Here is a 24,184-nt window from a genome sequence, read left to right as displayed (position 1 = left end):
TAAGCTGCATCCAATGAAAAAACTTCTCGCTATACTCGCTACCTCGATACTGACGATGTCAGTTGCGATGGCCCAATCTCTCCCGGCACCAACCATTGCGGCCAGATCCTGGCTACTGCTTGATGTGACTAGCGGTCAGATCATCGCCGCCCAAGAACCGGATATGCGCATCGAACCAGCGTCGTTGACAAAAATCATGACTGCCTATCTGGTCTTTACTGCATTAACAGAAAAAAAGCTGGACTTGAATCAAAGCGTTAATGTGTCCACACACGCTTGGAAAGTCGATTCAAGCAGTTCTAAAATGTTCATTGAGCCAAACAAACCAGTCACCATCAATGAATTACTGTACGGTTTGATTGTCGACTCAGGCAATGATGCCGCAGTTGCTTTAGCTGAAGCAGTGGCAGGTAGCGAGGAAGCCTTTGTAGTACAAATGAATCGTCAGGCAGAACGTCTGGGGATGAAGTCCACACACTATGCGAACCCACACGGCCTTCCTAGTCCAGAAAATTATGCAACGGCACGTGACCTGTCAACGCTGGCATCGCGCCTGATCAGCGATTTCCCTGCATTTTATAAAACCTACTACAGCACCAAGAGCTATACCTACAACAAAATTACGCAGCCTAACCGTAACCGTTTGCTGTGGCTGGATCCTACAGTTGATGGCATGAAAACTGGTCACACAGAAACTGCGAAATATTGCCTGATCTCGTCAGCCAACCGCCCTAACGGTAGCGGTCAACGTCGCTTGATTTCTGTCATCACTGGCGCTGATAGTGATCAAATTCGTGCTCAAGAAAGTTTAAAGCTGTTGAACTGGGGCTATCTGAACTTTGACACCGTCAAACTATATGCCAAAGGTCAGACACTGGAGACGCCACAAGTCTGGAAAGGCTCACAAGCGCAAGTCAAAATCGGCTTTGATCATGATTTATATGTCACATTGCCAAAAGGCTCAGCAGCTAAACTGAAGCCAGCCTTGGAGCGTAAAGACCCACTGATCGCGCCGATTGCATTGAACAGTAAAGTAGGCATAGTAAAAATGATGCTTGATGGAAAACCAGTTGCAGAATTTCCAGTAACGGCATTGGAACAAGTTGATCAGGCGAGTATTTTTGGGCGTGCCTGGGATTCGATACGATTGATGTTTAAGTAAAAGTTATAATCAATTTTCTCAAAAATTTCTTAGCAGTGTCACTCCCCGCCTCGTCTTAGCCGTTGCGGGGATTTTTTATCAGAATTCGTTTCCCTTTAAGAACGAGTAAGAACGCTCTTAATAAAAAATGGCTAAATAGATCCAATTTAGCGAAATATAAATGAATCACTTTTACCCCCATCCAATTTTCACTTAAGATTTTTTGAAAGTCAGAGTACTTGGTTTACCAGCTTTATTTCTGAACATTCTGGGATTTAGAACTAGCTTTCAAAGACATCAGATTGCTACATCTCCAGACGTATTAAGTCATTGCGGTAGTTTTTTCCGCCAATCGTCATTTTTAAAATATTTGAAGTTCTTTTAATTATGTTAAACAATGTGTAAAATTAATTGTTCTATATGCATTTTGGGTATTTAACTATTTAAAATTTATTGGTATTTAAAAAAAAATGGAGACCTACATGAAAAAAATCGCACTTATAGCGTTGTTTACCTTGACGGCATGCAGCACACCTGATGTCCAACAAAGTTCCCGTAAGACTTCAATCGCTCAAGAGGAAGATTACGTCACAGGAAGCCATATTCCGCATCGATCTTCTAGCCAACCAATCCAAGCATTGGATAAACAACAAGTTGGTGACATACAACGTCAACTTTCACCTCTAAGCGTTCCTTCCAGTAGTAGTTCTCGATAAATAGTATCCGTGCTGAGTTCTTAAAAAACTCAAAAACGTATATCTCCTTCTTAAGAAACCAGAGACATGCATAATTTGCATAAACCCTCCACGGGATTCATGCAAAAATGATTTCCTCACTCAACTGATGGAAACATTATCATGCTCGATCCTCTGGTCTACCTCAATGGTGCGTTGACACCTCTTTCTGAAGCAAAAATCCCTGTACTGGATCGTGGATTTATTTTTGGCGACGGGATTTATGAAGTCATTCCTGTATACGCACGAAAAATGTTTCGCGCTGAGCAACATCTCGCACGTTTATTCCGTAGTCTCAATGCGATAGGTATTACCAATCCGCATAGTAAAGAGGAATGGTTTGCTCTGATCAATCAGGTCATGGCTGCGCATGAGGCCGATGATCAGATGGTCTACATTCAGGTCACGCGCGGCGTTGCCAAACGGGCACATGCGTTTCCCAAAGAGGCCACGCCTACCGTCTTCATCATGACCAATCCTATCGTGTTGCCGACAGCCGCAGCCCGTGAACAAGGTGTTGCTTGTGTCTCTATGGAAGACAAGCGCTGGTTGCATTGCGAAATTAAATCGATTTCGTTGCTTGGCAATGTGCTGGCAGCGCAAAATGCCGCCGAGCATGCAGTCACAGAAAGCATACAATTCAGAGATGACTATCTGACGGAAGCATCAGCCTCGAATGTATGGATAGTAAAAGACGGCGTCATGATGGGACCACCAAAAGACAATTTGATCCTGGAAGGCATACGTTACGGCTTGATTCAAGAATTATGTGCCGAACTAAAAATTCCCCTGGAAGCCCGCCGCATTTCCCGGGCAGAAGTATTTGCCGCCGACGAAGTCATGTTGTCGTCTGCCACAAAAGAAGTTCTTGCTGTCGTCCGGATTGACGATCAGACTATTGGAAATGGCGTACCTGGCCCCATCTACCAACAATTGTATAAGGCTTATCAGCAAGCCAAAGCGAACTGAACATTCTGCCATCCACATTTATTTCCCAATGTGAGCAACAGAATACTGCAAAGGAATTCATGCAATCTTGCCACCTTCAGCAAAGGCCGTCTGGATCAAAGATGGTCTGCAGGAGGCAAAACCGGGCTGTTTCGGTGTTGTGTGAAATCTTAGTGCGACTCTGACTAAAGAAATGGAAATAAAATGGAAATGAAACCTATCCCACCAGAAGAAAGTCTGATCGTTTATCCCAGCGAATTTCCGATCAAAATTATGGGTGCGATGCATGATGAATTTGCTCAAACGATGGTAGAAGTCGTTACGGCGTATGATCCAACTTTTCATGCAGGTAAAATGGACATGCGCCCATCGAGTAAAGGAAGCTATCTGGCCTTAACCGTCACAGTATGGGCAACCAGCCGCGAGCAATTGGATAACTTGTATCGCGAGTTGTCGGCACACCCGATGGTCAAAGTAGTTCTTTAATCATACCGAAAAAAAATCAAGTACAAAAAACAAACCCTGCTGCACGTCCATATTTGGCATGTGCAGCAGGGTTTGCTTTTTAGGTCTGTTCAACTAATTTTTTAAGCCGTCAAAATTTCAATGAAATTATGCGGTCAGGGTAAATAGCAAGGCCGCAGAAACAGCACCCAGCAATGGGCCAATGACAGGCACCCATGCATACCTCCAATCACTGTCACGTTTGCCTGGGATAGGCAAAATTGCATGCATAATGCGCGGCCCCAAATCACGTGCAGGACTCATCGCATAACCGGTCGTACCGCCAAGAGAAACACCAATTCCCAGTACCAACAAACCCACCGGCAGGGCATTCATGGCACCCAACCCCACTTTAGGGGCAGCCATATTCAATACGGCATACACCAGCACAAAGGTTGCAATTGCTTCGGATGCCAGATTGCCAAACGTACCGCGAATCGCGGGACCGGTGCAAAATACAGCAAGCTTGGTGTCCTGACATGCGGTCTCCGCAAAATGTTTGTAGTACACAACCCACACCAGAAACGCGCCCATCATGCCGCCCGCCATTTGCGCCAGAATATAGCCTGGCACTTGCGCCCAAGGGAATTTATCTGCGACGGCCAAAGCAATAGTTACTACAGGATTCAGATGACCACCACTTGCGGCCGCAGTACAAAATACCGCCACAAAAACCGCCATCGCCCACCCTAAAGCAATCACCACCAGACCACTATTAAAGCCCTTGGTTTTACTCAAAATCACGTTAGCGACAACACCATTTCCCAATAAAACCAAAATAGCGGTGCCGACAAATTCAGCAAATAAAGGATTCATTTGTTACTCTTTCTTTATATTTGAAAGTGAGCCACCACAGCTTGCCAGGCACGCTGTTCAGCACTTTTGCAAAGATCAGCCATCACACATCAACGTTCAAACATAGCGCTATCTCTATGTTTAAGTTGCCTGGTTTGCTTGGTTTGCTTGGTTTGCTTGGTGGACATTATTATTTTTTAAACTTCGTCAGCCCATGCTTTGCTGGCATTGACCGCACGCTGCCAACCCTTCATGCAGGCATTAACTTCTGCTTGCGGCATCGCGGGTGTAAAGCGTTGATCTAATTTCCACTGACTCTGGATTTCACTTAAATCTTTCCAGTAACCGACGGCGAGTCCTGCCAGATAGGCCGCGCCCAATGCTGTGGTTTCAGTGATTTGCGGACGCACGACATCAACGCCCAACATATCGGACTGAAATTGCATCAGTAAATTATTTGCAACGGCACCACCGTCGACACGCAACTCCGCAATACGTCCATCAAGATCAGCTTCCATCGCTTTCAGAACGTCGACTGATTGATAGGCGATACTATCGAGTGCAGCTCGTGCAATGTGTGCAGAAGTTGTACCACGTGTCACACCGAACATCGTGCCGCGAGCACGCGGATTCCAATGTGGCGCACCCAGACCTGCAAAGGCCGGCACCAGATACACACCATCGCTGTGCGGGACACTCTTCGCTAAAGCCTCAATTTCTGATGCGCTGCGGATAATGCCCAATCCATCTCGTAACCATTGCACTACTGCGCCGCCAATAAAGATGCTACCTTCTAATGCGTAGTGCACCTGATTGCCGATTTTCCAGGCGATCGTCGTGACCAAGTTATTTTTCGATTCAATTGGCTTTTCGCCAGTATTCATCACCAGGAAGCAACCCGTTCCGTAGGTGTTTTTGACCATGCCTAGTTCGACACACATTTGTCCAAATAAAGCGGCATGCTGATCACCTGCGATTCCTGCAAGCGGGATTTCTGATGCAAACAATGTAGTTTTGGTTTTACCGTAGACTTCTGAACAAGAACGCACTTCAGGCAACATACTGCGTGGAATTTTCAGAATATCGAGCAACTCTTCATCCCATTCCAAAGTATGAATATTGAATAACATCGTGCGCGAGGCATTCGTCACGTCCGTGACGTGCAATGCTTGTTGAGAGAAATTCCAGACCAGCCACGTATCGACGGTACCAAAGGCTAATTTTCCTTGATTCGCGAGCTCACGTGCACCTGGTACGTGTTCCAGAATCCAGCAAATCTTCGTCGCGGAAAAATACGAATCAATCGGCAAACCTGTTTTAGAACGGAATTTCTCTTCCAGACCTTGGGCTTTTAACTTGTCGCAAAATTCTGCTGTACGACGATCTTGCCAGACGATCGCGTTATACAAAGGGCGGCCTGTTTCTCTGTCCCACACGATCGTCGTTTCACGTTGATTGGTAATACCGATCGCAGCAATCGAACCACCCGCCAGACCAGCGTGCGCGACGGCTTCCGCTGCGACACCTGCCTGCGTTGACCAGATTTCTTGTGGATCATGTTCGACCCAACCCGGTTGCGGATAAATTTGTTGAAACTCTTTTTGTGCGACCGCAACCACACTACCAGTGCGATCAAATAGCACCGCACGAGAACTGGTTGTTCCCTGATCTAATGCAAGAATAAATTTGCCATCCATTTGCGTCTTCTCCATCTTGTCTCCGATTTTAGTTTTTTAATTAACCAATATTAACTAACGATTGGCTCGACTACCTGACTGCTTGACTACTTGACTGCTGAGGTTGCTGAAACTGCTGCTAAGCTTGTGGCACCTGCCGCTGTTGCTGCATTACTCATTGAAACGGCTGACGGCACTTGACCTGCCGCTGCTAATAGGTGCGTTAACTTTTCCTGCAAAACCTGTACTGAAGAAGGTGTGGCGTGCAGACCTAATTTGCTTCGGCGCCACAAAATATCATCTGTTGTACGTGCCCATTCGCTCTCCACCAGATACCTCACTTCGGCTTCATACAAACCAGGGCTCAGTTGCTCGCCTAAGTCAGAAAGCGCACGACAGTCGCTCAACATGCGCAAGGCGCGGGTACCGTAACTGTGCGCGTAACGTTCTGCAAGCGCCTTTGGCAGCCAAGGGTAATGCGATTGAAAGCGCTGGAAAAATCCAGAAAAATCGGCATTCGGAATATCCCCGCCAGGCAAAGACGCATTTGCTGTCCATGCTGTTTTAGTGATTTTTAATGGTTGTTCAAACAGGTTAACTGCTTCCTCAGCAAGACAACGGAACGTGGTAATTTTTCCACCAAAGACGGACAGGATTGGTGCCTGGTCGTGTGTGGCGTCAAGCTCCAGATGATAGTCACGCGTCACTGCGGAAGGGTTCGAAGCATCTTCCTGTTCAAGCAAAGGCCGCACACCGGAATAGGTCCACAGCACATCCGCCGGTTTGATGCTTTGTTTGAAATAGCGGTTTGCAGAATCACACAGATAGCTGACTTCATCTGAAGAGATTTTGACTTTACCCGGGTCACCTTTATATTCGAGATCCGTAGTACCGATAAGCGTGAATTCATGCTCATAAGGAATAGCAAAGATGATGCGCTTGTCAGGATTTTGAAAAATATAGGCATGATCGTGATCAAACATTTTTTTGACGACGATGTGGCTACCTTTAACAAGGCGTACATCATTTCTCGCGGTCTGATGCAAATGCTGATGCAATAATTCGCTTGCCCATGGCCCCGCTGCATTCACAATCGCTCGCGCAGAAACCTTGATTTCAATCTGCCCGTCTTTGACCAACGTAGCCTGCCACAAACCAGCCTCACGATGCGCCGACTGCAGCTTGGTGCGGGTCATAATCTTCGCGCCGCGTTCTTGGGCATCGATCGCATTCAACACGACCAAACGTGCATCATCGACCCATGCATCGGAATAGACAAAGCCTTTGTGCATACTATCTTGCAAGGGAACACCAAGCGCATGTTTATCTAAGTTCACGCCGCAAGATCCCGGCAGCAATTCACGTCGGCTCAGATGGTCATACAAAAAGAGGCCCATGCGTATCATCCACGCCGGGCGTAAATGCGGCACATGCGGCATCACAAAACGCAATGGCCAGATGATATGCGGTGCTGCACGCAATAGTACTTCGCGCTCTTTCAACGCTTTTCGTACCAGACCAAATTCGTAATATTCGAGATAGCGCAAGCCACCATGGATCAGTTTGGTACTCGCTGATGAAGTGTGTCCGGCAAGGTCATCCTTCTCACACAATAAAACACGCAAACCGCGCCCGGCAGCATCACGTGCAATGCCAGCACCATTGATGCCGCCACCCACAACCAGTAAATCGTAATGTTGATCATTCGCCATGATGTCAGGCCGCCATTGCAATTAATAGATTATTAAAAAAATCGAAGAATTAGATGTTATTAAGAAATTGATCATCAATTTTTTGTTTTAAAACGATCATAAATCACCAAACGAATAATTACAAGTTCGTTTTCGAACATTTTAACTTCACCCAAAAACCCTGTTCTTACCTCATCATTTCAGCATAGGTGCCAATACCCGTACCTGCTACATATAAAGAGTATGGAGGGTTCAACCCATACGAAAATCCAAGCTCATCAATGCAGAGGGTCGCATCCGCCCTGCCCCTCACCCTTATTTTTCTCTGAAACACGCTTGATACATGCTTCGATTACAATGCATATTTTCGTTTTCGAACATTTTCTCTTTCGTTGAAGGAAGCTTGTTACATGCCGACCACGCTACCGCCGTCATACAGCCAGACATCTACGCAAACACTCAATTTGCGACAACAAGAAATGTTGGCAAACGTTCAGAGAGAAGGTTTTGCTTCGGTGGAACAACTCGCCGCGCAATACCGGGTCACGCAACAAACCATACGGCGCGATATCAATTTGCTTGCTGATATGAATTTATTGCGACGCTTTCATGGTGGTGTCGGATTAACTTCCAGTGCAGAAAATATGGCATACAACACGCGCCAGACGTTGCTTTCAGAAGAAAAGCGCCGGATCGCCGCTTTGGTGGCGCGGCATATTCCCGATCAGGCAACCCTGTTTATTAATCTGGGTACAACCACGGAAGAGATTGCGCGCGCCTTGTGTCATCACCGCAATTTGCGTGTGATTACCAATAACATGAACGTTGCCAGCATCATGAGCAATTACCAAGATATTGAGGTGATTGTGACTGGTGGTGTGGTACGCCCGCGCGACGGCGGCTTAACCGGTGAAGCGGCAGTGGATGTGATTAATCAGTTTCAGGTCGACTTCGGTATCATCGGTATTTCTGGCATAGAAATGGATGGCACGCTGCGTGAATTTGATTATCGGGAAGTACGGGTTTCCGAGGCAATCATCAAACATTCGCGAACCGTATTTTTAGCGGCAGATCATTCCAAATTTGATCGCCCAGCCCTGGTCAAATTAGGACACTTATCGCAAATCGATGTGCTGTTTACCGATAAAGATGTGCCAGAACAAATGCATGCAACTTTTGACAAAATCAAAACAAAAATCATGCTTGCTTGATTTAGTCTGTGCGACCTAGCGTTTTATCAATGCCACTTCAGCTAATAACCATTCACGAAATGCTCTTACTTGCGGCTTCTTGAGTGACTGTTCCTGATACACCAGATGATATGAAACCGGGCTAGGGATTTCTACATCAAACAGCCTAACTAACTGACCACTTTCAATATCCGATTGCACGATGGCATGCCGCCCTAAAGCAATGCCCTGCCCGTCCACCGCTGCGCGTGCGAGAATCGATGCATCCTGATACACCAAGCCGCTGGTAGGCTCTTCGTTATTTAAACCGGCAGCGCGAAACCATGGTTCCCACGGCTCTTCTTCGCAACGCAATAAATTGGATGCCGCCAGTTCAGCCGGGGTCATTGGCAAATTACCGCCGTGATAACGCGGGCTGACGACGGGGTAATAGTAATCACCCATCAAAAATTCAGAAACCAGACCCGGATAATTTCCAAGCCCAAAACGTATTCCGATATCAATAGAATCACGCGAAAAATCCGCCAGTTGATTACTCGACTGCAAACTGACCTCTAAATCCGGATAATGCTCAATAAAGCGCCCCAGACGTGGTGACAACCAACGCGCAGCAAATGAAGGCAATGACGTAACACCGAGACGCTTTTGTTGGTTACGTTTTTGTAATTGTTCTGTGGCTTCGACCAAATTTTGCAGACACAATCGTATCGCTGCCGCGTACCGCTCGCCTTCGGCATTCAACACCAAGCGCTTACCGTGCCTTGCAAATAACTCGACTTCCAACTCTTCTTCCAGCGCCCGCACCTGATGACTAACGGCACCATGAGTCAAATGGATCTCTTCTGCCGCCTTCGAAAAATTCTGATGCCGTGCTGCCGCTTCAAATGCACGCAGTGCCGCTAAATTAGGCAGTTTTCTGATATCCATTTTTCATATATCCATCATCAAGAATACACATAACAATGTGAATTTTATTAGCAAGCAAAGCCAAAATTTCTCGTTTTGTTTCTGAATTACAAACGCCTACAATGCATACATCGCAATGCAGCATTGGATTTCCCCCTGAGAGGTCAATTTTAAATTGATTTTTTGCTGCACAACAAGGAGCAAGGAAATGACAAATAATTTCGCAAACCCATCTTACACTATCACTGCTGGAAAAACACTTTCTGGCGTGTCTCCTGTCGATCGTAAAGTCAGAGTCGTATGTGGTCGCGTCTGGCTGACCATTGCTGGTGAAGATTGTGATTTCTGGCTCACTGACGATGAAACCGTTGTCATTCCAGCCAATCGCATGGTGGTCGTAGAAGCCGATCAAAAAGCAAGTTTGATCGAATTGCAAACAGTGACCAGCCCGGTCGTCGTGCAACAACCAGAATTCGCAGTGTCTAATTACTTCCAAAAACTGTCTCAAAAACTGACGCACGTCTTTGCTTAATGTTATTGAATCACACTACAACTGGCGACACACGCTGGTTGTAGGTGTTTATCCTCTGCGAAAAATCGCAGTCGCTGGTAAGGAATGTTAAACTAGCGGTCTATGCAAAACAGCACCTCTACTTCCACTACGCCCATCATTCTGCAGCGTGGCACTGAGCCTTATCAGCAGACCTTCGATGCGATGCGCGCCTTTACTGACGCGCGTGATGCCAATACGCCCAATGAATTCTGGATTGTCGAACATCCGCCGGTATTTACGCTGGGGCTGGGTGCCGATCAGTCGCATGTGTTGGCGGCGCATGATATCCCTGTGGTTCAAACTGACCGCGGTGGCGAAGTCACGTATCATGGCCCCGGTCAGGTTGTCATTTATCTCATGATGGACTTGCGTCGTAGCCACCCCAAAGCACGTTTATTTGCGCGGGAATTCGTTCACAAGATAGAACAAGCCGTGATCGACACGCTGGCAGCGTATAATCTGGCTGGCGAACGCAAAGAAGGCGCACCCGGCATCTATGTTAGTGATGGCGCATTTAAAGGCGCAAAAATTGCGGCATTAGGCCTCAAAGTGCGCGGTAACGGTTGCACGTACCATGGCGTATCCCTGAATGTGGACATGGATTTAGCGCCGTTTTCGTGGATTAACCCTTGTGGTTATGCCGGACTGGCAACGGTCGACATGAAAACTCTGGGCGTCCATGCAGCCTTAGCCGATGTACAAAACGCCCTCGCACAGAATTTGCAAGACTTATTGTCTGCACCCGATTGAATTTTTGAAATTTTTCGACACCGCTCCGTATCATGACAACCGAAAATACTCCTGTCTCTCCTGCTGACACCAGCAACGCGGCTACTGCCGCCTACGATCCGACTGAAAAGCAAAAAGGCGCGAGTAAGACTGCGCGTATTCCTATCAAGATTGTACCGATGGAACGCCTGCCGAAGCCAGACTGGATACGTGTCAAAGCTGGTTCGCCAACCACCCGTTTTTACGAAATCAAAGACATCCTGCGTGCCAATAAACTGGTGACGGTCTGTGAAGAAGCCTCTTGCCCTAACATTGGTGAATGCTTTGGTAAAGGTACTGCCACCTTCATGATCATGGGTGACAAATGCACCCGCCGCTGCCCATTCTGCGACGTGGGTCATGGCCGTCCAGATCCACTCGATGTCAATGAACCCTCCAATCTGGCAAAAACCATCGCTGACTTAAAACTCAGCTATGTTGTCATCACTTCTGTTGACCGTGACGATTTACGCGATGGCGGCGCCGCCCATTTTGCCGAATGCATCAGCAAGATCCGCGAACTGTCTCCAATGACACGCATCGAAATTCTGACGCCAGATTTCCGCGGTCGTATGGATCGTGCTTTAGAAATTCTGAACATGGCACCACCAGATGTGATGAACCACAATCTGGAAACAGCACCACGTCTGTACAAAGAAGCACGCCCTGGTTCGGATTATGAATACTCTTTAAATCTGTTGAAACGCTTTAAAGAAATGCACCCGAACACACCGACCAAATCCGGCATCATGGTTGGCCTCGGTGAGACCGATGAAGAAGTCTTACAAGTCATGCGCGACATGCGTGCGCATAACGTCGACATGTTGACCATCGGACAGTATCTGGCACCAAGTGGTCACCACTTGCCAGTACGCCGCTATGTACATCCTGACGTCTTTAAAATGTACGAAGAAGAAGCCTACAAAATGGGCTTCGCCCACGCCGCCGTCGGTGCAATGGTACGCTCCAGCTACCATGCTGACCAACAGGCGCATGGCATTGGTGAGTAATTAAAGACTAACTGGCAATAATCAAATTAGACGAGTTGACTGGTTCGCCGTAGTAGGTTTCGGCACTGTCAATTCGACTTACGCCAGCCTCAACTATCATTCATCTGTCGCAATTTCAAAACGATCCCGACCAGCGCAACGTAGATGTAAATAGTCAGCGCAACACCAAGTAAACGAGGTCACAATGAGTGTTAAATCACCTTGTATTGAGGTGTGCAAATTCGATGGAAAAACAGGTTTTTGCATTGCCTGTTTGCGCACCCTACCTGAATGCCGGGAGTGGAGCAAAATGAAAGATCACCGTCGTCATCAAATCTTGCGGGACAGACCAAAACGTGAAAATAAACTAACTGAAAAGGGCGTCAAGCTCCACGTTGATTGCGATGTTTACGACTGAATCGCATAAGCACAGCAATTTTCCGCACAAAAAAAATCCCAAAACAGAAACATAAAAAAATGCCAGCAGATACACACTAGCTGGCATTTTTTTGTCGCTTTATTTAAAACGACATCTCGCTTATTTCTACCAATTACGATCAATACTAGCGCAAGTTACCAGTATGTCCCAGTGAATAACGACCAGGTTGCGGCCAAACAGTTAAACCATGCGGTTCCTGACCCACGGCAATCTTATTGACTGCGCCGCTAGTAGTATCGATACGATAGACAACGTCATCGTAGCGACCAGATAACCACAAGTATTTACCATCGGCACTGACGTTACCCATATCTGGGCTTCCACCACCGGGAATAGGCCATTGCTGTACCACTTTACCGCTGGCGAAATCGATCACGGTCACACTGCCTTTACCATTGCGTGGGCCGTGGATCAGATGTGAGCCACGATTGGCAACGTAAAGCTTACTACCGTCACGACTAGGGTATAAGCCATGCGCTGCAACGCCAGTTGGGATCAGACCAAGTTCTTTAAACGCATAGCCATCGATGATATGAACACCGTCTGCCTCCATGTCGGCGACGTAAAAACGCTTACCATCTGGCGAGATGCGGATATCTTGCGGCATGCCTTTTTTGGACGAACAAATTTCTGTCGCACCTGGACCAGCAAGGCTAGGTACGTCTTTAAAACGTACTGCTGGCATTTGTAATTTCAGATAGCCAATGACGGAGCGATTTTTCAGATCGATCTTTGCAATACTGCCGTCAAATTCACACGTAAAAATCGCATAACTACCATCAATCGAAAAATCGGCATGATTGATGCCACCACACTGCGGAGTAGAAATCGAGTACTGCATAGCCATGGTGTGAGGATCACGGAAGTCAAGACGGTGCTTCGCTTCAGCGACCACGATCGCCGATTTGCCATCGGGCGTGAAATATAAGTTGTACGGATCATCCACTGGTACTGCTTTGGAAGATTTACCGGTGCGTGGATCAATCGGCGTAAGGCTTCCAGAATCCAGACGCTCGGCATTATTGGCGACCCACAAAGTACGCAAATCCCATGAAGGAACAATATGCTGAGGCGCTTTGCCGACCTTAAAACGATCAACCACTTTAAGCGTTTGTGGGTCAATCACAGAAACGTCATTCGAGCGCAAATTTGGTACGTAGACACGTTGCAGATCGTCTTTCACTTGAGGACTCAAATGACTGGCACCAGTTTCACTGTATAGGTTACGCGCATCCACTACCGCTGGCATACCAGGTAATGTATTGACGGTAGCAGCGGCCTGAATGGCAGGTGCAGCACCTGCGGTCAGAAACTGAAATCCAGCGATCGACAAAGCAGCAATAACACCAGTACGAACAACATATTTAAATTTCAAAGGCATACTTAAGACTCACTACTTTAGCAAAATGTAATTCATCGGGCGGCAGTTACATGTTTAATCGCTGTAACCGACGCATCTATAATTTGTTTGACGGCGATTTGCCCTAACTCTTCGGTCGCCTTGCGCGGGTCACCATACACGCCTTCGCTCTCGCTTGGTTTCGCTGCGTGCGCCATCACATCTGCTCTGACCAAGGAGCGATCCAGCGCCATAGTCAATGCGGTGTCTGCCAGACCAGCATGCGTACCGATTTCCGCCATACTAAACCCGCGACTACGCAGAGTATTGACGTAGCTCACTGAAACTGCCTGATAGTATTCCGGTAATGCGGATACGCGACAAGTTGGATCATTCGCCCATTCGCGGTTTAAACGTGCAGCGACCTTTTGCATATTCTTTTGATAGCCACCGTGGTCACCGAGAAATATCACGTCTTTAAATCCGTGCTGCTTAAAACTTCGTGCAGTTCCTTCCAGCATAGATTCAAAAGCACTATCCGGAATTGAAATGGTGCCAGTAAAGCGCATGTGCGCAACTGGTGGATGGATGCTGCCTTCTGGCACATAAGAAATCACCGGTGCAACTAGCGTATTTCCTAGCGTTTGCGCAATTTTTTGCGCCAACAAAAAGGCACGCACATTGTGCTTACCCAAGGCAACATAGGGTCCGCTTTGCTCGGTCCCACCTATCGGTACCAGAATCGTGGTGCTACCGCTGGTAATGCGATGTTGCGCTTCCGTCCAGGTCAGATTATCGAGTTCTACTTCGTTCACCGCTGCCTGACACGTCAGAGGAGACGAAAAGTACAACGCGGCAACAAGCAAAGCGCATGTACCGACAAAATCAGGCTTGGCATTACGCTTAGTTGTTGATTTGAAATTTCTTGCGATCAGGGGGTTGATTCTGAAACGCCGATATTGTGTCAAAAAATTCATAGACGAATTATGCGTCTGATTGATCGAAATATCTGCGGCGCAGCAAAAAATATTTTACTGACCAATGAAAAGTGATTTTTTTATACTTCTTTATACAACGTTGCACATCTCATTAAAAAATTCAATTTTGATCCATTATTTATCAAAAAAATAGCATGCAATACTCATGGTTAAATCGACAAATACGTAACAAGAAATTTCATTTAGAAACATTTAAACGGCATCAAAGTAAAATACTCGCCAACGTCAAGCAAACGTATCACTAACTTCTATCTCGCACGGACCTTCGTATGAAATTCAATCGCAGCAGCTGTGTACTTCTTTGCACTTTACTCGCCCTTGCTGCCTGCGGCGGCGGCGGAGGGGGTAGCGCCAACAGTAGTAGCACGCAAACAACCAGCAATAACACCGGAACACCACCAGCAACAATCACGACTGCAACTGTGCAAAGCAGTTCTTCCACCAGCATTAGTCTCAATTGGCCAGTTGTCACTGGTGCGAGCTATTACGAAGTTTTGCGAAGCGTGGCAAATGCTAACAGTTTTACATCCTTAGGGAATGTCACAACCAATTCTTACGTCGACAGCGGCTTAACTGCGGGAACCAATTATGTGTACCGTTTAATTGCCTGCTCTAATGTCGGCTGCGGAAGCAATTTTGATTTTCCTGCTGCCACAAGCGCCCCACCTGTCGCGGTGCCTAACGTACCAGTAGCACCAACCGCAGGGACAATTACAAGTACCCAAATTATTTTAAACTGGGTCAGCGTTCCTGGCGCTTCTAGTTATCAGTTGCAGCGCAACGGTTTTCAGATTGCTAATGCAGCAACCATTTCCGGGCTCACGTACACAGATACCGGATTAACACCGGCAACGAGTTATGCTTATCAGGTACAAGCTTGTAATAGCGCTGGTTGCTCAGCCTGGAGCTCGGTAGGTAACTTACAAACTGCAGCGGCACCCGTGGTCACTACCCCCCCTGTGACGCCGACACCGCCGGTCACCCCTAACCCACCAGTTACGCCTACTCCACCAGTTACGCCGACACCTCCTACAACACCACCTCCAGCAGTGCCAACGCAGCCTAGCGCAGTTGCAAAAAATAGCAGTACTGTCACAGTGTCATGGGCCAGTGTTGCCGGCGCAACGCGCTACGTTTTAACACGCAATGGTACCGATGCCGGTGGCACAAACTTGACTGCATTGAGTCTGATCGACACCGGCTTGGTTGCCAATACGGCCTATAGCTATCAGGTAGCGGCATGCAATCCCAGCAGTTGTTCCGCCGCCAGCCCAACGGCCACTGCAACAACCAATGCGATTGATAATATTTTGTTGAATGTCAGTGGTTTTGATAACACATCCGGCGCGACGATTTCTTTCCGTGTCAACGGTTGGTTCGATGCAGGTGGTGTCTATGGCATAGAAACGCTGTCAAAAAATGGCGTAGTCACCAGCTTCATTAAAACCCAAAGCAGTAGAAAATACAGCGGCTCGGTGACACAACAGCCTGGCAATGGTCAGACCTGCACCAGCAGCCTCGCGGATCCATCTGGTGTTGCAAGCACGACCGATGTGACGATTAATATCAATTGTTTGACACCAGCGAGTTTGAGCTTTCCGGCTTCGAGTAAATCAATGCCAGCTCAAATTTCCGGCAATATGCTGCAAGTCGCACAGGCACAAAATGGAAGCGGTACGATATTACCAAGCACCGCCATCCGGTATTCGAGTAGCAATCCTGCCGTGGCAACAGTAGACAGTGTGAGCGGCGCCATAAACGCGTTACAAGTGGGGACAACAACCATTTCCGCCAATTTGCCTTCAGATCAATATACGGCAACTGCCGCCACTTATACATTAACCGTTGTACCAAATACGGCCAGCTCACGTCTGGCACATATTGAACTCGCACAAAGCCTGGCGCAACGTCCAGCCAGTGCCTACCAAGTTCTGACGCCGGGTCGCGATGCTTTGGTACGCGCATACATGTACGCGGCCAATGCGGCCAATACATCCCCACCAGTGGTCTCGGTACAAGTTCGTGGTACCAATAGCCCGATTACAATGACCTGCCCGACTACGCTGCCAATTTACGATGGCGACATCAATATTTCGTATAGCCTCAACGGACAATGTTATGCCACGATTCCAGGCAATCAAGTACAGCCCGGCATGATTTTGGACGTTGCAACGACCGATGGTCAGGGACTAAGCGCAACGCCCATCGTCAACAATAGCAATACCTTGCATTTAACGATCGTCCCTTTGATCATCAATGCAAATACTGCCAATGTTCCAACTTCGGCACAACTAATCAGCGTCTTCAAACAAGTCATGCCACTGGCAAGTGTGGTTGTGAATTTTCATGCCCCATGGTCTCCAAATGGTCAATTTTCGGACTCTTTAACGGGTACCGGTGAGTACGGAAACGTGTTGGGTCAGATCAATCAATTACGAACGACAGAGAATAGCCAAACTCATTATTACGCAATGGTGCCAGCAGTAAAATTTAATGGCACCGCGGGCTTAGGTTACGTTCCTGGATTGGCTGCCGTCGGTAACGATATGCGCGGAGGAAATTATTCTCTGCACAATGTCATTGTGCATGAAGTCGGTCACAACCTCAGTTTGTCGCATGCACCATGTGGTGGTGCGGGTGGACCCGATCCTTATTTCTCAACCAATCCACTGCCTTGGGCAAATTCGGATACCGCACAATTAACAGCAGCACCACTGTACGATCAGGAAAATAATGTGTTGTCCTCGCCGGGTGCTGTCGGTTCCAGAACTACTGATCTGATGGGATATTGCAGTGGTACCTGGTTATCCGAATACAGTTACCAAAAAATTGCGAATTACATCCGTGGTAAAACAAATTATCAGGTCGCCACGCTTGCAGATAAAGCGCAATCTGCCAGTGTTGCCACATCGGTTGCATCGCAAGCAATTCTGATGGTATCCGGTAGCATTTCCGCAGATGGCCATGTCAGTCTGGATCCGGTGCAACTTTTGGGTAACGGTTATCAGGCAGATGCAGAAAGTGGCGCCTATCAATTGCGCATTGTCAGCGCTGATGGCAAGACCACGTATCGTAGCTTTACTCCGGCATCATTGGATCATTTGGATGAAAAGCACATCTCCGTATTGCTGCCTGCCATTCCGGGTATTGTCAGTATCGACGTGATGAAAGACGGAAAAATCATGCCAAAAGCCGCGCCAACTAAAGTCGTTTCGGCCCAACCGACAGTCGCAGCCATGAGCACTTTGCCCGCAAAAAAATCATCTGCACTTGTCGCTGACACTGCAACGATTGAGCAGTCCGGAAGCAATCTGCATCTGGTGTGGGATAACAACCACTATCCGTGGCTGACCGCCATTTTCATTGCTAATGACGGCAGCCGTACAACACTAGCCATGCGCGCCACTGGGGGCAATATCAATCTGAGTCTGCCAAAGCTGACTCAAGCTGGTAGCGTGCAAATATCTCTCAGTGATGGTCTCAATACAATCATGAAAACACAAGCGATTAACGCTACTAATCGCTAATAAAAATTTAACGCTTCGTTTGCCTCAGGGTGCCGTGGATAACATCACGGCACCCTTTTTTTATTTTTGGAACTGAATGCTAATCACACCGCGTGTGCATTGAATACGGTTCTGACAACCTACTTATCTGAACGATAAAACTCACTTCAGACGCAAAAAACAACAACTAAAAAATTGCGTCCCAAATAAAAAACAACGTTATATAATAAAAACGCTGTTATGTAATATCCAGCATGCAGTATAAAAATAACTATGAATGAGACTAGCTAGTTCACACGATTGAACAGCGAAAAAAGGATGACCTATGTTGAGAACACTCATCATGGCGGCTTGCGCTGCCACGGTGCTGGCGGCGTGCACCCCGAAACCTGCCACACCTACTGCCGGCCAAATCAGTGCCGCCGAAACTGCGCTTCCGGCCGATCCACAAATAGCCAAGATCTATCAACGTTCCTGCATAGGCTGTCACACCGCCGTCAGTAGCACTGCACCGATCGTTGGCTTTGCACCTGCCTGGCAACCACGCCTGCAACAAGGTATGGCGACACTGGTACAGCATGCGCGTGAAGGCTACAAGGCGATGCCTGCTAAAGGCTATTGCAGCGACTGTAGCGATCAGGATTTACAAAAGCTGATTGAATTTATGTCGACCACCATTCCAGCCGGAAAGGACAACTCATGAGTAAGCAATATCCGCACGACACTGCACACAGCTCTCGTAGAACACTGTTAAAAGCAGGCGTTGCAGTCGGTGCTATCGGCGGTCTGGGCATGCTGGCAGAACTTGCTAAAGTCCCGGTAGAACTGGCCGCAACACCAGCAAATCTTTCTCCAGCTTTACCAGCAGGAAACGCAAACGCAATCACCTGGCAAAACTGGTCAGGCATACAAAGCTGCCAACCCCTCGGCATCAACAGCCCGGCAAATGAAAGTGCGATTGCGGACTTATTCAAACAAAGTTCAGGCACCATACGCTGCGTCGGTGCCGGGCATTCATTTGTACCTTTAGTTCCGACTGACGGCACCATCGTTTCACTCGACAAAATGTCTGGCATCATTGATCGCCATGATCATCTGGTACGTGTGCAAGCAGGCACCCGCCTTGCCCAATTAGCCCGTGAACTCGATGGCATCGGTCTGGCGATGCATAATCAACCTGACATCGATGCGCAATCATTCGCCGGGGCCATCAGCACTGCAACCCATGGCACCGGTAAAGAATTGCCTGCGCTGCACGCCAAAGTACAGGCGTTGCGCCTTCTCACACCAAACGGCGAGATTCTGACTTGTGACGCCAATACCAATGCCGATTTACTACAGGCTGCGCGCGTGTCACTTGGTAGTTTAGGTGTGATTACCGAGGTGACGTTAGAAGCAGTTCCAGCATATCGCCTGCAAAGAAAAGTATGGTTAAAACCGGTCGACGAGATGTTGGCGATGGCGCATGATCTGGCGAATCAACATCGGCATTTTGAATTCTACTATCTGCCCTTCACTGGCTATGCAGCCGCGATTACCCACAACATTGTTAACGATGAAAAAATCGTACGTCCGGAATCTGGTGATGAAGCCATGTTGCATGACTTGCGTCAGCTACGCGATTGGATGGGACGCTTCCCGGATTTACGCCGCTGGCTGGCTAAGAAATTAATAGACCCGCAGCAAGTTGAACTGGCGCAGGATAAATCCTGGAAACTGTTATCGACATCGCGTCCAACCAAATTCAACGAATCAGAATGCCATGTCCCACAAGAACATGGGATAGATTGCGTACGTGAAGTCATACAAAAATTAGAGCAAAGGCATGATGTATTTTTCCCGCTGGAGTTCCGCTTTGTCAAAGCCGATGACGCGTGGCTCAGCCCATTTTATCATCGTGAAACTTGCTCAATCGCAGTACATGCAGCCGCTGGAGAAGCGTATCAATATTTGGTGCAAGACATTGCGCCTATCTTTAGAAAATACCAGGGGCGTCCACATTGGGGAAAATTGCATGCCCATCAGGCCGCTGATTTCACGGCCTTGTATCCGCGCTGGAAAGATTTTTTAGCGATCCGCGAGCATTGTGATCCACACGGACGCATGCTCAATCCACACTTACGACAAGTGTTTGGAGTCAGCGCATGATCTCGACCAAACGACGCAAATTATTAGCCCTTGCTGGCCTTGGCGTAGCAGGTGCTATTGCACTCAAACCAGGTATGAAAGGTGCGCCGCACACGACGTATTTCGCTGGCATCGCACAGGCCATGAAGAATGCTGGCATAGCAACACCAACGATGATCATTGACCGCGAGCGTCTACGGCAAAATGCACGCAATATCATGCAGAACATCGGCGGCAAAATGGCGCAGCGCCTGGTGGTGAAATCTCTGCCTTCGCATGCCTTGATTAAAGAAATTACCGGCATAACTGGCAGCCATCGCATGATGTTATTTAGCTTACCGCAATTGCTGAGCATGTCTAAAGCGGATACCGATATTTTGCTTGGAAAGCCTATGCCTATTGCGGCGGCCGCGCAATTTTATCGTCAGCATAATGTTGCAAGCACTGGCTTTCGCCCTGATCTGCAGTTGCAATGGCTGGTCGATACGCCTGAACGTCTAAGCCAATATCGGGAACTGGCGCGCCAACAAAATCTGAATTTATTACTTAACTTTGAGATTGACGTTGGTCTTCATCGCGGTGGCATCAATCACACCGACACCTTGCAACAAATGCTGGCGATTTTACAAAGCGATCCACGTTTGCAATTCGCAGGCATGATGGGTTACGACGCCCATGTGGCAAAAATTCCTGACTTACCTGGTTTGCAAAAAGCGGCACATGAACATGCTCATCAGACTTACACCAGCTTTGCTCAATATGCGCTCAATGCGTTAAAAAACAGCACTAGCCACGCGCCAAAACGTCCACTCACTTTTAACGCCGCAGGATCACCAACCTACCGTTTATACGATGGTTCAGGCATAGAAAATGAAGTATCCATTGGTTCAGCCTTCGTCAAAGCCAGCGACTTTGATTTACCTGGTTTGGCCGATTTGCAAGCCGCCGCTTTCATTGCCACACCAGTGTTAAAAGTCAGTGATCAATTTCAAATGCCGTATGGCGTTGAATGGTTGGGGGATGCAGCCCGTGCATGGGACGTCAATCAACAGCGCGGCATCTTTATTTACGGTGGTAACTGGCTGGCTGATCCGGTATCACCCGAGGGCTTAAGCGCCAGTGGCTTATATGGAACTTCGTCAAACCAGCAGTTATTGGTGGAGTCAGGACGACAAGGCTTGAAGGTCGATGATGTCGTCATCTTCCGACCACGTCAAAGCGAAGCCGTGCTTTTGCAATTTGGCGATATTGCAGTTTATGACAATGGAAAGATCGTCGACATGTGGCCAGCCTTTCCTGCCACTGCGTAAAGCCAACATCCGAGCAGAATAAATCATCATCAATTTATGCAGTAAAAAGGGAAGTAAATCAGAAGTAAAAAGCGTTTGACTAGTGAGTACAAAGGACAAGAGCCAGCTCAAATAATACAAAAACAAATGAAATCCGACCAAAGGAAGAGACATGAAATTCAAGCAGCGCAAAATCGTGATCTGCATTTCGCAGACACTCCTATTTAGCGGCAGCCTACCCTTAATTGCCAGCGCCGACGATCTCGATAGCGGGCATACCGTGACAGTTACAGCACAAAGCCGTTCGCAAGAAGCACAGGCGGTTCCGATTCCGTTTCAGATTTTAAAAGCTGATCAGCTCGACAAATTAGCCGCGACCAATCTCGATAGCATGAATGGTTATATTCCGGGGTTGACTGTGGATGGTAATCGCCCTACGCAGCCCAGCTTCTACTTGCGTGGCGTCGGCACACAGGATTTTGGTATCGGTACCGATGCCCCCGTCGGGATTTATGTTGATGGGGTGTATAGCGGCAAAACCGGCGGTGCGTTGATGAATTTCAATGACGTGCAAAGGATAGAAGTGTTAAAAGGTCCGCAAGGGACACTTTTTGGTCGCAATAGTGCTGGCGGTGCCATTTCTATTGTCTCTAATGAACCATCGGATGAATTAGAGGGCGAAGCCACATTGAGGCTCGGTAACTACGGTACGAAATACGCCGCAGGTTTGTTGAATATCCCGCTCAATTCTGATTGGTCGTTGCGTTTTAATGTCGTTGATAATAAGAGCAACGGCTGGTTGACCGATAGTGGCAACGGTCAGAAATACAAAGACAATGACAACTGGGGCACGCGAACTGCTTTGCTCTGGAAAGGACCGGAAAAAACCCGCGTCTTGCTGACCTGGGAACATGAAGATTTACACCAGATGGCGCGTCCGGCAATCTCTTTGGTCGCGCCAAGCCCTAACGGTGTTGCACCAGCATTTCCGGCTGATCCTTCAAGCTTTGTCGATCCACGCCGCGGCATCGTCTACAACGATACCAATGCCAACAATGTAGAAACCCGTCGCTACGACGGTTTCACCTTAAAAATTGAAAAACCATTCGCATGGGGCGATTTTACATCGACCACAGCGTATCGCCACTTTAAGTCGTTTAATCAGGAAGATGAGGACGGTACCAATTACAATGTGACGTTCTTAAACACGGCCAATATAGAAACCAATACGACCTGGCAACAAGAATTTAAAATCGCTGGTAAAAATGATACGGCCGACTGGTTAGGAGGTATTAGTTTTTATAAAGAAAATGCGTATCAGGATAGTCAGGTCAATACCAATACCGATAGTTACGATACCATCACCAATAATATGCTGGGTTTCCCGCTTTTTACGACGCTCAATGGTGCGGCGGCGCAAAATGGTTTGCCTTTGAATTTTTTAGGCAATTCCTGGCAAGAAAACATGATGAACAATGGCAGCTATCAATCTCAGGCGATTTATGGCGACGTGATCTGGCACTTGCAACCCAAATGGAATTTAACGACTGGCTTACGAGTAACGCATGACAGTAAAACCTTTAGCTGGAATTATCCTAACCGGATAGCACCTGGTCTTGATAGTGTGATTGCAACGGCAAATCAGTATGGCTTTTTCAATGGCCAAAGTCAGGCACTGGCTGCATTGACGCAAAACTTTTTTGTCGATAGTTCCGCACCGTCAACTGCAATGAGTATCAAGAAGAGTTGGACCGATGCCAGCCCGCGCGTGGTGCTGGATTACCACTACACGCAAGACATCATGGGCTATGCGTCTGTCACCAAAGGCTATCAGTCCGGCGGCTTTAACTCGGTCTCTATGGGTGCGCAATTTCAGCCAGAAGACGTATGGAATTACGAATTCGGCATCAAGTCCTACTTCAAAGAAGCCAAGCTGATGTTGAATGCATCTTTATTCCATTACAAGTTCACGAATCTGCAATCCTTGACGCTGGTACAGGCACCAGGCGCACCGATTCCGGCGTATCAGGTCACCAATAGCGATCAGAACGCGACCGGTATCGATCTGGATGCACATTGGGCACCGATGCGTGGTCTGAAGTTGTATGGCAATCTGGAATACATCGACCAAAAATACGCCAACTATGTCGTACAAAATGGCCCGGATTTGTCTGGACAACCAGTTGGCACGCCACGCTTCAGCGCGGCAGCGGGTGCCGATTACACCTGGTACGATGTCATGCATGGCAATGTCAATTTGAGCATACAACATGCTTACACTGGCGCAACCCGTTGCAATGCCAATTCTGCAGCACAGATGACTTGCCTGACAGCACCGACATTTAGCATAGGTTCAGCACAAAACCGCACCGATTTGCATCTGGGTTGGCAGAGTGAAGACCGGCGTTGGAATGTCAGCATGTATGTGAACAATGTGTTCGATAAACGCTATGTATTTGATGGCAGTCCGATTACTTCAGTATTGGGTACGCCATTTGCGTCGATCACCGCACCACGTCTGTTTGGTGTGCAAGTGAAGGTCAGAATGTAGTCACCAAGATGCAGCATGAGTTGTCTTAGTGCTGCTTGCT

Annotated in this window: 20 protein-coding genes; 14 read left to right on the top strand and 6 right to left on the bottom strand. The window is 47.7% G+C overall.

All coding sequences use genetic code 11. The features are described 5' to 3' along the window. The first annotated feature begins 13 nt into the window (after nt 1-13). The 4 genes from H8K32_RS17850 to H8K32_RS17835 all read left to right on the top strand — a co-directional run bounded on the left by H8K32_RS17850 (nt 14) and on the right by H8K32_RS17835 (nt 3,309). On the top strand, nt 14-1,162 hold the full coding sequence (locus tag H8K32_RS17850; protein WP_186913913.1) for a D-alanyl-D-alanine carboxypeptidase family protein: 1,149 nt from the start codon (nt 14-16) through the stop codon (nt 1,160-1,162). Between the two features lie 461 nt (nt 1,163-1,623). Continuing rightward, nucleotides 1,624-1,857: a hypothetical protein gene (locus H8K32_RS17845; protein ID WP_186913912.1), complete on the top strand. Its 234-nt coding sequence runs from the start codon at nt 1,624-1,626 to the stop codon at nt 1,855-1,857. A gap of 141 nt (nt 1,858-1,998) precedes the next feature. After that, on the top strand, nt 1,999-2,844 hold the full coding sequence (locus H8K32_RS17840; protein ID WP_186913911.1) for a D-amino acid aminotransferase: 846 nt from the start codon (nt 1,999-2,001) through the stop codon (nt 2,842-2,844). Nucleotides 2,845-3,033: 189 nt separating this feature from the next. Further along, the gene (locus tag H8K32_RS17835) at nt 3,034-3,309 is read left to right on the top strand and encodes a DUF493 family protein (RefSeq protein WP_186913931.1); all 276 of its coding nucleotides are present in this window, start codon (nt 3,034-3,036) and stop codon (nt 3,307-3,309) included. Nucleotides 3,310-3,435: 126 nt separating this feature from the next. On the opposite strand, the gene H8K32_RS17830 is transcribed toward H8K32_RS17835, so the two are convergent. The 3 genes from H8K32_RS17830 to glpD all read right to left on the bottom strand — a co-directional run bounded on the left by H8K32_RS17830 (nt 3,436) and on the right by glpD (nt 7,510). Next, a complete protein-coding gene (locus H8K32_RS17830; RefSeq protein WP_186913910.1) occupies nt 3,436-4,143 on the bottom strand; it encodes an MIP/aquaporin family protein in 708 nt (235 codons plus the stop codon). 176 nt (nt 4,144-4,319) lie between these two features. After that, nucleotides 4,320-5,819 carry a glycerol kinase GlpK gene (gene glpK, locus H8K32_RS17825; protein ID WP_186913930.1) on the bottom strand — a complete coding sequence of 500 codons (1,500 nt, stop codon included), beginning with the start codon at nt 5,817-5,819 and terminating at the stop codon, nt 4,320-4,322. 86 nt (nt 5,820-5,905) lie between these two features. After that, nucleotides 5,906-7,510: a glycerol-3-phosphate dehydrogenase gene (gene glpD / locus H8K32_RS17820; RefSeq protein WP_186913909.1), complete on the bottom strand. Its 1,605-nt coding sequence runs from the start codon at nt 7,508-7,510 to the stop codon at nt 5,906-5,908. A 389-nt stretch (nt 7,511-7,899) separates the two neighbouring features. Between glpD and H8K32_RS17815 the strand changes: the two genes are divergently transcribed. Beyond that, nucleotides 7,900-8,700: a DeoR/GlpR family DNA-binding transcription regulator gene (locus tag H8K32_RS17815; protein ID WP_186913908.1), complete on the top strand. Its 801-nt coding sequence runs from the start codon at nt 7,900-7,902 to the stop codon at nt 8,698-8,700. Between the two features lie 15 nt (nt 8,701-8,715). Here H8K32_RS17815 and gcvA read toward each other — a convergent pair whose 3' ends face one another. Continuing rightward, a complete protein-coding gene (gcvA, locus tag H8K32_RS17810; protein ID WP_186913907.1) occupies nt 8,716-9,606 on the bottom strand; it encodes a transcriptional regulator GcvA in 891 nt (296 codons plus the stop codon). Nucleotides 9,607-9,793: 187 nt separating this feature from the next. On the opposite strand from gcvA, the gene H8K32_RS17805 reads away from it, so the two are divergent. The 4 genes from H8K32_RS17805 (at nt 9,794) to H8K32_RS17790 (ending at nt 12,313) form a co-directional block, all read left to right on the top strand. Continuing rightward, a complete protein-coding gene (locus H8K32_RS17805) occupies nt 9,794-10,117 on the top strand; it encodes a DUF2917 domain-containing protein (protein WP_186913906.1) in 324 nt (107 codons plus the stop codon). Between the two features lie 102 nt (nt 10,118-10,219). After that, nucleotides 10,220-10,888: a lipoyl(octanoyl) transferase LipB gene (gene lipB / locus H8K32_RS17800; RefSeq protein ID WP_186913905.1), complete on the top strand. Its 669-nt coding sequence runs from the start codon at nt 10,220-10,222 to the stop codon at nt 10,886-10,888. Between the two features lie 32 nt (nt 10,889-10,920). After that, complete coding sequence (lipA, locus tag H8K32_RS17795; protein WP_186913904.1) at nt 10,921-11,916, top strand: lipoyl synthase; 996 nt, start codon at nt 10,921-10,923, stop codon at nt 11,914-11,916. Between the two features lie 184 nt (nt 11,917-12,100). Then, nucleotides 12,101-12,313 (top strand): DUF1289 domain-containing protein, encoded by a 213-nt coding sequence (locus H8K32_RS17790; protein WP_186913903.1) that lies wholly within the window; start codon nt 12,101-12,103, stop codon nt 12,311-12,313. Nucleotides 12,314-12,458: 145 nt separating this feature from the next. Here H8K32_RS17790 and H8K32_RS17785 read toward each other — a convergent pair whose 3' ends face one another. Further along, nucleotides 12,459-13,715: a YVTN family beta-propeller repeat protein gene (locus tag H8K32_RS17785; protein WP_186913902.1), complete on the bottom strand. Its 1,257-nt coding sequence runs from the start codon at nt 13,713-13,715 to the stop codon at nt 12,459-12,461. Nucleotides 13,716-13,747: 32 nt separating this feature from the next. Continuing rightward, entirely contained in the window at nt 13,748-14,650 is a 903-nt protein-coding gene (locus tag H8K32_RS17780) for a creatininase family protein (RefSeq protein ID WP_186913901.1), read from the bottom strand. A gap of 290 nt (nt 14,651-14,940) precedes the next feature. Between H8K32_RS17780 and H8K32_RS17775 the strand changes: the two genes are divergently transcribed. The 5 genes from H8K32_RS17775 to H8K32_RS17755 all read left to right on the top strand — a co-directional run bounded on the left by H8K32_RS17775 (nt 14,941) and on the right by H8K32_RS17755 (nt 24,144). Further along, the gene (locus H8K32_RS17775) at nt 14,941-18,198 is read left to right on the top strand and encodes a hypothetical protein (protein WP_186913900.1); all 3,258 of its coding nucleotides are present in this window, start codon (nt 14,941-14,943) and stop codon (nt 18,196-18,198) included. 304 nt (nt 18,199-18,502) lie between these two features. Next, on the top strand, nt 18,503-18,880 hold the full coding sequence (locus H8K32_RS17770; RefSeq protein ID WP_222613179.1) for a c-type cytochrome: 378 nt from the start codon (nt 18,503-18,505) through the stop codon (nt 18,878-18,880). Continuing rightward, nucleotides 18,877-20,325: a D-arabinono-1,4-lactone oxidase gene (locus H8K32_RS17765; protein ID WP_222613178.1), complete on the top strand. Its 1,449-nt coding sequence runs from the start codon at nt 18,877-18,879 to the stop codon at nt 20,323-20,325. The genes H8K32_RS17770 and H8K32_RS17765 overlap by 4 nt, the downstream gene beginning before the upstream one ends. Continuing rightward, nucleotides 20,322-21,614, top strand: coding sequence for an alanine racemase (locus H8K32_RS17760; protein WP_186913899.1), 1,293 nt, complete (start codon nt 20,322-20,324; stop codon nt 21,612-21,614). The genes H8K32_RS17765 and H8K32_RS17760 overlap by 4 nt, the downstream gene beginning before the upstream one ends. A gap of 151 nt (nt 21,615-21,765) precedes the next feature. After that, complete coding sequence (locus H8K32_RS17755; protein WP_186913898.1) at nt 21,766-24,144, top strand: TonB-dependent receptor; 2,379 nt, start codon at nt 21,766-21,768, stop codon at nt 24,142-24,144. Nucleotides 24,145-24,184: the final 40 nt, after the last annotated feature.

The sequence above is a fragment of the Cognatundibacterium jejuense genome (assembly GCF_014284255.1).
In the GTDB taxonomy this organism is placed as follows: domain Bacteria; phylum Pseudomonadota; class Gammaproteobacteria; order Burkholderiales; family Burkholderiaceae_D; genus Undibacterium; species Undibacterium jejuense.
This window is presented reverse-complemented; position numbering and strand designations above follow the sequence as displayed.